Raw genomic sequence first — 8,244 nt, 5'->3', positions numbered from 1 at the left:
GCTGGCTCGCCCTACTTCTGCTTTCGTCCTTCAGACCCTGGCAGGGGGCTCGCGCGCTTTACGCCCGACCTACCCGGACGGGGTGCAGCCCACTCCGCTTTCCGGTTGCGTCACTGCCGGGCCAACCGTCGTTGGTCGAGCTTCTCGAGACCTGAGGCAGCGCCGGTTGAGCTTGATCAGACCTGACCGAGCGCCGGTTGCTTGACCAGGCCTGAGCCAGCGCCGGTCGAGTTCGACGAGACCTGACCGAGCGCCGGTTGCTTGACCAGGCCTGAGCCAGCGCCGGTCGAGTTCGACGAGACCTGACCGAGCGCCGGTTGAGCTTGACCAGACCTGACCCACTGCCTGTCGAGACGGGGCTCCACCGCTGGTTGAGACCCTCTCTCGCGGACGGACGCGCTGGCGCACCCCGTCACCCGTCATCCCGGACTTGATCCGGGATCTCTACGGCCCGAACTCTCCGATCGAGGAGATGCCGGGGCCCACCGGGATGACGTATGTACCGTCGGTCGAACTTGTCGAGACCTTGCTCAGCCACCGCTGGTCGAGCTTGTCGAGACCCATTCCGCACAAGCGCACATTTCCGGCCGTGCGCTCAACCGACACACCCGCAATTCTCCCCGTCTATCCGGGCGGCCGGAATCGTTGATGACGTCGCGGCCGCCGATGCCTATCCACGAAACGTGGCGGAATCACCTCCGCAATCCCATCGGTCGAGATTCTGATCTGCCATTGCAGCTCCGGCGCCCGTTTCGTATCTGGTTCCAACAGATTGTGGTGATGTTTACACAACAAACACAGATTCGATAGCGATGTTTCACCACCTTGAGCCCACGGTTGGATGTGGTGCGCGTCACAATCAGCAGCGGGCCGGTCGCAACCAGGAAACACGCAGCCTTTGTCGCGCACATGGAGGGCGTGGCGGATATCGGGAGTGACCAGGCGCTGTTCGCGGCCTACATCGAGCACGCCGGAGGGGCCACCCAGAATGATCGGCAGGACCCCGGCATCACAGGCGAACTGCCGCAACTGGCCGGCAGTCAACTGGGTGCCGTCAGCCAGACCGGCACTGTGGCAGTCGCTGAGCAGATCGTCGTAGTCGATCAACACCACCACATGGGGACGATCGCCGCCATGTTTGGGTGCTGCCTGCTGGATCGCGACTCGGCGGGCCAACTCCACCAGGGCGTCAGCACGGCGTTGCGGCCACGATGGTTGTGCCACACCGGAATCGCGTAGTTCCAGGGCGGTGCGGTGCATCTGCTGCGCGAGTGCTTCGATCTGTGCCTTGATCAAGGCTGCATCGGCGGTGGGGAGGGAGCCTTTGATGGTGGTGGAACCATGCCCGTCATCGGCAAAGTTCAGATGCCGAGCCTGCTGCGCGTCCCGTAGCTCGCGTTCCTGACGTTTCGCTTCGGCTTCTTCGGCGACCTCGGGTGCGACAACCTCCAGCAGATACCGCGAGAGGCCAGCAAGTTCGTGACTGTTGAACTCCTCACAATGGCCGACCATCGTGGCCTGTGCCTTGGCTTCGGCTTCGACACCCAGGTCGGTGGGGAGTTTCTTCAACACCTGGGTGACCGCTTGTGCTTGCCGGTCGTTGGCGACGCCGTCGCGCAGTGCGTCGCCGAGTTGGGTGAACCGGTGCAGGTCGTTGGCGTGGTGCAGCATCGCGGAGGCTTGGCCCCGGGTGTAGCGCAGCTCTGACGCCAACCAGCTGACGGTCGGGACACCGTGCGCGGTCATCGCCGCCTCGCCACGATCGACCTGGCCGAGCACGGTGTGCACCACACCCGACAACCGCGACTGCACCTGCAACAGCTCAGCCACCAGGGCCAGCTGTTTCCGATCCGCCAGTAGCGCCACGTCGCTGTAGTTGAGGTCATCGAGCAGGCCGGCCACGGCGGTGGCGAAATCCGCCACCGCCGTCCCTAGCTCTACGTCGATGCTCATACCGTTGACCCTAAACGTCGCCACTGACAAAAACCGTTCACCAACCGGTTAGGGATAAATCCCGTAGCCACACCGGTGATGCGATTCATGAAGACCACGGTAGAGGCCGGGGCTGACACTTTTCGTCAGCAGTTGACGCCACAGACATGGTTTCTGAAGCTGACAACACCAGAGTGGTTTCTGACAACACTGTGACAACACCTTTACGTCGAGATCTGCTTGCAGAAATCCCGCCGCGGAGGGTCTCGACAAGCTCGACCAACGGAGGCATCGGGTCGTCGGATGGCCAGATCGTGCAGAATTTTGGGTGCACCGATGTCGAGATCGCTCACTGATTTCGGGAAACCTTCCGGATTTCGGGTTGTAACACGAAACCGGCATATGTTCCCGCCAGCAGTCACCGATGTCGAGATTGCTGCTGCGCCGTCCAGTTGGATGAGATCCCGGCGTCCGCCGGGATGACGAGGTCTGATTGGTTCGACCCCGAAACAATTGGACCAGCTTGCCCGGCCGCCAACCCGCCCGACTGACCGCCAACGCGTTGGCGAGGGTCCTCGACAGGCTCGACCTACAGCGCCCGATAGAACCTCCCAGGTGACCGAGAACCGTCCCCGGTGAGCGAAGTAACCGGCGTCCGGGTCACCGAGGCCGAGGTCTCTCCCTTAGTCGCTCCAACGCGGTGGAGAGGCGGCCGACCGGCGGCGCCCGAAGAACCTCCCCGGTGACCGAAGGAACTATCTCCTGTGACCGAGAGAACAGTCCTTGGTGACCGAGAGAACCGTCCCTGGTGACCGGGGGAGCCGTCCCTGGTGACCGGGAGCCGTCCCTGGTGACCGGGGGAACCCGTCCCCCTGGTCACCGGAGCCGTCCCTTTGGTCACCCGGACTAGGAGGAAGCTCAACGAGTCCATCGGGCGGGAGGGTTCTGGTCAGCGGCGATTAAGAATCTGGGCGTACAGCCGGGGGCTCAGGGTCAGGATCGCTGCGGCGATGGTTTGCCGGCGGGCGCCGCCGCGCCAGAGTCTGGGGAGATCTGACCAGCGGATCAGTGCGCGCGCCTTGGCGACCACCTGGGCTACCTCGGGGTCATCTTCGCCGGCGAGCTTCGCCCGCAACGCCATGTTGGCCGCGGGGAACACCACTCCGTCATACCGGAAGCGGAGGTGGGCCCAGCGCCAGGCGTCGGCCTCGCTCCCCTCGAACACGCCGGCACCGGCGAGCAGCGTCTGCACGTGGTCGTCCTGGACGAACAGGTCGTGGGTGTGCGGGCCGAAGCGTCGGGAGATGGAGGTCTCGTTGATCAGGTAGCGGTAAAGCGGCGCGTCGACCAGAGCGACCCGTTCGGCGCCGAGGGCGATCCGCAGCATGGGGGCGACGTCCTCGTAGACATGTCCCTCCGGGAACGGCGCGTCGCCGAGCAACTCGCGGCGGAACAGCTTGTTGCACGCGTAGCCACGGGCTTCGCTGAGCAGCAATCGCCGGGCCAACTCGGCGCCCGACATCACCGGTTCGTCGAACGCGTCCTCATCGATGCTGAGCGTCTCGCCTGCTTCGTTGACCCGTGCCGTCCGGCACATGGCCAGTTGCGCGTCACACTCCAGCAGCGCGCGGCGCATCTCTTCGAGGAACTCCAGTTCGACGGTGTCGTCGGAGTCGCAGAACCAGACCAGATCGGTGTCCAGCCTGGCCAGGCCGGCATTCCGGGCGGCGGAGAGTCCGCGGTTCTCGGGCTGGGTGACCACCTCGACCGGCAGTCCGGCCCGCTGGGCGGCAGCCAGCGCCCGTTCCATGGAAGCGTCCCCGCCGCGGTCATCGACCAGGATCACCCGGTCCGGGGCCACGGTCTGCGCACCGATCGAGGCGATACAGCCGGCGACGTACCTCTCGACCCGATAGACGGGGACGACGACACCGATGGTGGGGGTCATCGCAAGCCTCCGCGGGAGCGCAGATAGCGCAGCGGCCCGAGCAGCATGCCGATCCGTTCGGCGCGCAGCAGCTCCGCCGGGAAGTCGGACGGCAGCGCGGCGTTCTTCTTGGAATCGGACGCGAACAGCATGTGTGCCGCCGCCGGGATGCGGGCGGCGAAGCCGACCAGATGCCGCGGCTGGGTCAGCAGCAGCTTCGCCAGCGCCGCGGTAAGCCCGACTCCGTAGCCGAAGATCTGTTCCCGCAGCTGGGCGTCGTCGGCCCGGTGATGATGCCGGACGATGGCCGCGGGGTGGTAGGCCACCGCGGCTCCGGACAGGTACACCCGTCGGCACAGATCGAGGTCCTCGCCGGCGTGGGTGGGGGTGCCTGGGCCGAGGGCCGGGTCGAATCCGCCCAGCTCGGCGAACGTCTGCGCCCGCAGGGCCACCACGCCTGAGCCGAACTCGCCCGCCGTGTACGGGAAGGCGGCGCCGCGGCGTCCGGGAATCGCGTCGGTGGGTGAGCCTGCTGCCCGGGCACAGCTGGTCAGTGCCGCCTCGATGGCCGGACCGTCGGCCGGGGCCCAGTAGGTGGTGGCGTAGCCCTTGGCGAAGCCGCCGTACTCCTCGAAGCGGAGTTGATCGGCGGATTCGAACCCGGCCGGCAGCACCAACCCGGTCGCGCAGCCGATGCCTGGATGCGCGGTGAGCGCCGCGGTCAGGTGCAGCGTCCAGTCCGGATCGGGCACCGCGTCGTCGTCGGTGAAGGCAAGCAGTGTTCCGCCGGCCTGCCGGGCGCCGGCATTGCGTGCGTGAGAGGCGCCCCGCCGCGGCTCGTCGACGATCCGTAGCCGTGGATCGCTGATCCCGGCCAGCAAACCGGTCACTCCGCCGGAACCGGGGTCATTGTCGATCACCAGCAGTTCATCCATCGGTCCACGCTGGTCCAGCACGGCACGCACGGTGTCCGCCAGCAGCGGGTTGCGACCGAGAGTGCAGATCACCACACTCACCGTCTCGGACGATGCCGGCAGGGGAGCGGCCGCACCGCGGGCCCGTTCCGCGGACGCCGCCAACTCCGGGTCGGCGGCTGCCACCGCACTACGCCAGTCGGAGAACTCCCGGGGTGCGGAATCGAACCGCACCCGGGTCTGCCCCAGTGGCCAGCCATGCGCACGAACCAGCACCTGAACCTCACCTAGAGGTTGAGACTCGGGAGCATCCCGGCTAGTCAGATCAAGGTCGACAAGGGGAATCGGAGTGAAGGGGTCTGCCGCCGGCTCAGCGGTTTCGGGGTCACCACCGGTCACGCTCGCCACCCGGCGTGCTCGCGCGGACAGATAGCCGGCGCCCGTCACCACCAGTCCGAGCAGGCAACTGCCGGCCCGGGCGAGGCCGCTCAGGTCGCCGGACGCCGCCTGGCGCAGGTAGCGGGCCGGCGCTTCGGTGACCAGCCGCAACGCGTGTCCGCGCTCGCTGGCCAGTGCCGCGCCCGAACCCACCAGGGCGCTCAGTGCCGCCTTGGAGCGGCCTTCGTTCCAGCAGCGGCGGACGAAGTAGCGCAGCTTCCCGCGCGCCACGGGGACGAGGTGATCGACCACCGCTGCGGTGTCCCGGAGCACGACGCGTCCGGGCAGTTCCGCACGGATGCGGATGCCCAGCTCGGTCTCCTCGCAGCCGGTGGGCAGCTCGCCGGTGCGTCCGAGTCGTTCCGAGAAGCCGCCGGCGGCGTCGAAGGCGTCCCGGGCGATCGCCATGTTGGCGCCGATCGGGTTCCGGATCGGGGCGCCGTCGCCCGGCAGACCGCGATAATCGCAACCCACCACCCAGCCGAATTCGTCGGGGAACCAGCGTGGTGGCGCACCTGCCTCCCACCGCGGCTGGACGGCGCCGCCGACAGCAGCCACGGAGAGCTCGGCGAACCGTGCACCGAGCGCATCAAGCCAGCCGGCGCGGGGGATTGCGTCGTCGTCGAGGAAGGCGACCACCGGTGCCGAACTGTGTTCGATGCCGGTGTTCCGCCCCCCGGACAGGCCGCGTCCGCCGCCGTTCGGCAGCACCTGGACGCCGGGAAGTGCAACCCAGGCGTCGCGGGCCCTAGCCAGCAGGGCCGGATTGTGATCGATCACCACGACGACTTCGTCCCCGATGCGGAGTTGATCGACGGTCTCGGTGACAGCCTGCTCCAGAACCGGCCAACGTCGCTCGTCATAGGCGCAGATCACCACGGCGACAGCGGGGCGAACGGGGTCCGAGCGCGTGGAAGCAGCGGCCTCAGTGGACGGACAAGTCATTTAGGTAAGACTAACCTAAGTATCATCGGGTAAAGTTCGCGACCGCCATCCAAACCCCCTGGAGACACCTTCATGATCGTGCTGGTCACCGGTGGTGCCGGCTTCATCGGCTCCACCGTGGTCGACCGACTGTTCCGCGACCTCCCCGGCGTCCGCGTCCGGGTTCTGGACGACCTGAGCACCGGACGCCGCGAGAACCTTTCCGACTCCCCGGCCGACCTCATCGTCGGCTCAATCACCGACCCCGACGCCCTCGGTTCCGCGATGGACGGGGTGGGCGCGGTACTTCATCTGGCCGCGATCGGCAGCGTTCCGCTGTCCGTCGACGATCCCGTCCGCTGTCACCAAGTCAATGTGACCGGCACCATCGAGGTCCTCGAAGCTGCCCGAAGGGTCGACGCGCAGGTGGTCTTCGCCTCCTCCAGCGCCGTGTACGGAACCAACCCGGCCACGCCGATCGCCGAGACCGACTGGACGGCGCCGCTCAGCCCGTACGCGGCCTCCAAACTGGCGGCGGAGTCGTACCTGCTCGCCTACCGGCAGAGCTACGGACTGGCCGCGTTGGCGCTCCGGTTCTTCAACGTCTACGGACCCCGGCAGAGCGCCGACCATCCCTACGCCGCGGTGATCCCCAAATTCCTGGACGCCGGACTGCGCGGCCGTCCCTTGCCGATCCATGGCGACGGCCTGCAGACCCGCGACTTCGTCCATGCCGGCACGGTGGCCAGGCTGCTGTGCCGGGCGGTCGCCGAACGCACCAGCCACTCCAGGCCGGTCAACGTGGCCGGCGGCACCAGCGTGAGCCTGCTGGAACTCGTCGACAGCATCGGAGCGGTGCTGCCCGAACCGCCACAGTTGCGCCACGAACCGGCTCGGGTGGGCGACGTCCGCCACTCGTTGGCCGATGTCACCGGGTTGCGCGAGCTGTTCCCGGGCCTGCCGCAGGTGCCGCTCGCCGAGGGCCTGGCCGGAACCGCCGCCTGGTTCCGCAGCCAGGGGGTCGGTGCCCCCGTCCACGCTGACGCATGAGCCGCTCCCGACAACGCGGACGGCTGGCGATCGCCGGCACCGCGCTGGCGACCGCTGCGGTCGCGGCGCTGCTGGTCAACGGAGCCGCGGGGTCGACGCCGCAGATCCGCGGGGGTGCCGCGGTCCCCGCAGGTACCCGGTGCCCGGTCGGGCCGACGTGCGGGCCGCTGACCTGGCAGGACGAGTTCTCGCCCACAACGGACGGCCGTCCGAACGCCACCACGTGGGGGTTCGAGCTAGGCGCCACCGGCTGGGGCAATGCCGAGTTGCAGGAGTACACCGCCGCGCGGGCGAACTCCTTCATCGCCGACGACGGCACGCTGCGCATCGTCACCCGGCCCGGCGGGGCCGACTCGGCCTCTCCCTACACCTCCGCACGTCTGGTCAGCCGCGACCGGGTGAGCGTCGGTTACGGCTACGTCGAAGCGCGGCTGAAGCTGCCGACGCAACCGGCATCCGGGTTGTGGCCGGCTTTCTGGCTGCGGTCGCAGGGTGAGCCCTGGCCGGACGGCGGGGAGATCGACGTGATGGAGACGGTCAACGGCGCCTGGGGCTACTCCAGCAACATCCACGGTGGTCCGGCGCACTGGGAGCAGTACCGCTGGCACTCCACCGGCACGGTCAACGATGGCGAGTGGCATCGTTTCGGGGTGCTGATCCGGCCTGAGCGCCTGGAGTTCTTCCACGACGGCCAGCTCGTGCACACCGTCACCCCGGCCGGAATGCCGGCCGGTGGGCGCTGGCCCTTCGGCGTCCCGGACCGGCGCTACTACATGATCATCAACATGGCGATGGGCGGCGCCTACCCGGGAAACCCGGACGGCTCCGCCACGCTTCCGGCCACCATGCAGGTCGACTACGTCCGGTACTGGGCGCTCGCGGAATAGCTGGCACGACTCGTCATCCCGGGCTTGCTCCGGAATCTCGGCGTGCGGCGGCAGAGTGGGAGATCCCGGCGGCCGGGATGACGAGGGCCCCGAGACCGTTGGTCGAGCTTGTCGAGACCCGGACTCCAGGGTGCTGACAAGGGGTTTCGACAAGCTCAACCAGCGGTGGGGG

General features: G+C 67.8%; 5 protein-coding genes. 2 read left to right on the top strand and 3 right to left on the bottom strand.

Features of this window, described 5'->3' with window-relative positions; all coding sequences use genetic code 11:
• Positions 1–624: 624 nt before the first annotated feature.
• The 3 genes from QM624_RS08355 to QM624_RS08345 all read right to left on the bottom strand — a co-directional run bounded on the left by QM624_RS08355 (position 625) and on the right by QM624_RS08345 (position 6,090).
• Positions 625–1,953, bottom strand: a complete 1,329-nt coding sequence (locus QM624_RS08355) for a DUF222 domain-containing protein (protein ID WP_415090712.1) — start codon at positions 1,951–1,953, stop codon at positions 625–627.
• 928 nt (positions 1,954–2,881) lie between these two features.
• On the bottom strand, positions 2,882–3,880 hold the full coding sequence (locus tag QM624_RS08350) for a glycosyltransferase family 2 protein (RefSeq protein WP_415090710.1): 999 nt from the start codon (positions 3,878–3,880) through the stop codon (positions 2,882–2,884).
• Positions 3,877–6,090 carry a glycosyltransferase family 2 protein gene (locus QM624_RS08345; protein ID WP_415090708.1) on the bottom strand — a complete coding sequence of 738 codons (2,214 nt, stop codon included), beginning with the start codon at positions 6,088–6,090 and terminating at the stop codon, positions 3,877–3,879. The genes QM624_RS08350 and QM624_RS08345 overlap by 4 nt, the downstream gene beginning before the upstream one ends.
• A gap of 138 nt (positions 6,091–6,228) precedes the next feature.
• Here QM624_RS08345 and QM624_RS08340 point away from each other — a divergent pair, with 138 nt between their 5' ends.
• Both QM624_RS08340 and QM624_RS08335 read left to right on the top strand, forming a co-directional pair.
• A complete protein-coding gene (locus QM624_RS08340; protein ID WP_415090705.1) occupies positions 6,229–7,185 on the top strand; it encodes an NAD-dependent epimerase/dehydratase family protein in 957 nt (318 codons plus the stop codon).
• Positions 7,182–8,072, top strand: a complete 891-nt coding sequence (locus QM624_RS08335) for a glycoside hydrolase family 16 protein (RefSeq protein WP_415090702.1) — start codon at positions 7,182–7,184, stop codon at positions 8,070–8,072. The genes QM624_RS08340 and QM624_RS08335 overlap by 4 nt, the downstream gene beginning before the upstream one ends.
• The last annotated feature ends 172 nt before the right edge of the window (positions 8,073–8,244 follow it).

Origin of the sequence: Micropruina sp. (genome assembly GCF_047606365.1) — a bacterium.
Lineage (GTDB): Bacteria > Actinomycetota > Actinomycetes > Propionibacteriales > Propionibacteriaceae > Micropruina.
The sequence above is the reverse complement of the archived record's forward strand: the minus strand, read 5'-3'. Positions and strand labels throughout refer to the sequence as shown.

Coding starts and splice junctions, on each gene's coding strand:
- QM624_RS08355 (WP_415090712.1), bottom strand. CDS start 1,953: ATGAGCATCGACGTAGAGCTAGGGACGGCGGTGGCGGATTTCGCCACC.
- QM624_RS08350 (WP_415090710.1), bottom strand. CDS start 3,880: ATGACCCCCACCATCGGTGTCGTCGTCCCCGTCTATCGGGTCGAGAGG.
- QM624_RS08340 (WP_415090705.1), top strand. CDS start 6,229: ATGATCGTGCTGGTCACCGGTGGTGCCGGCTTCATCGGCTCCACCGTG.
- QM624_RS08335 (WP_415090702.1), top strand. CDS start 7,182: ATGAGCCGCTCCCGACAACGCGGACGGCTGGCGATCGCCGGCACCGCG.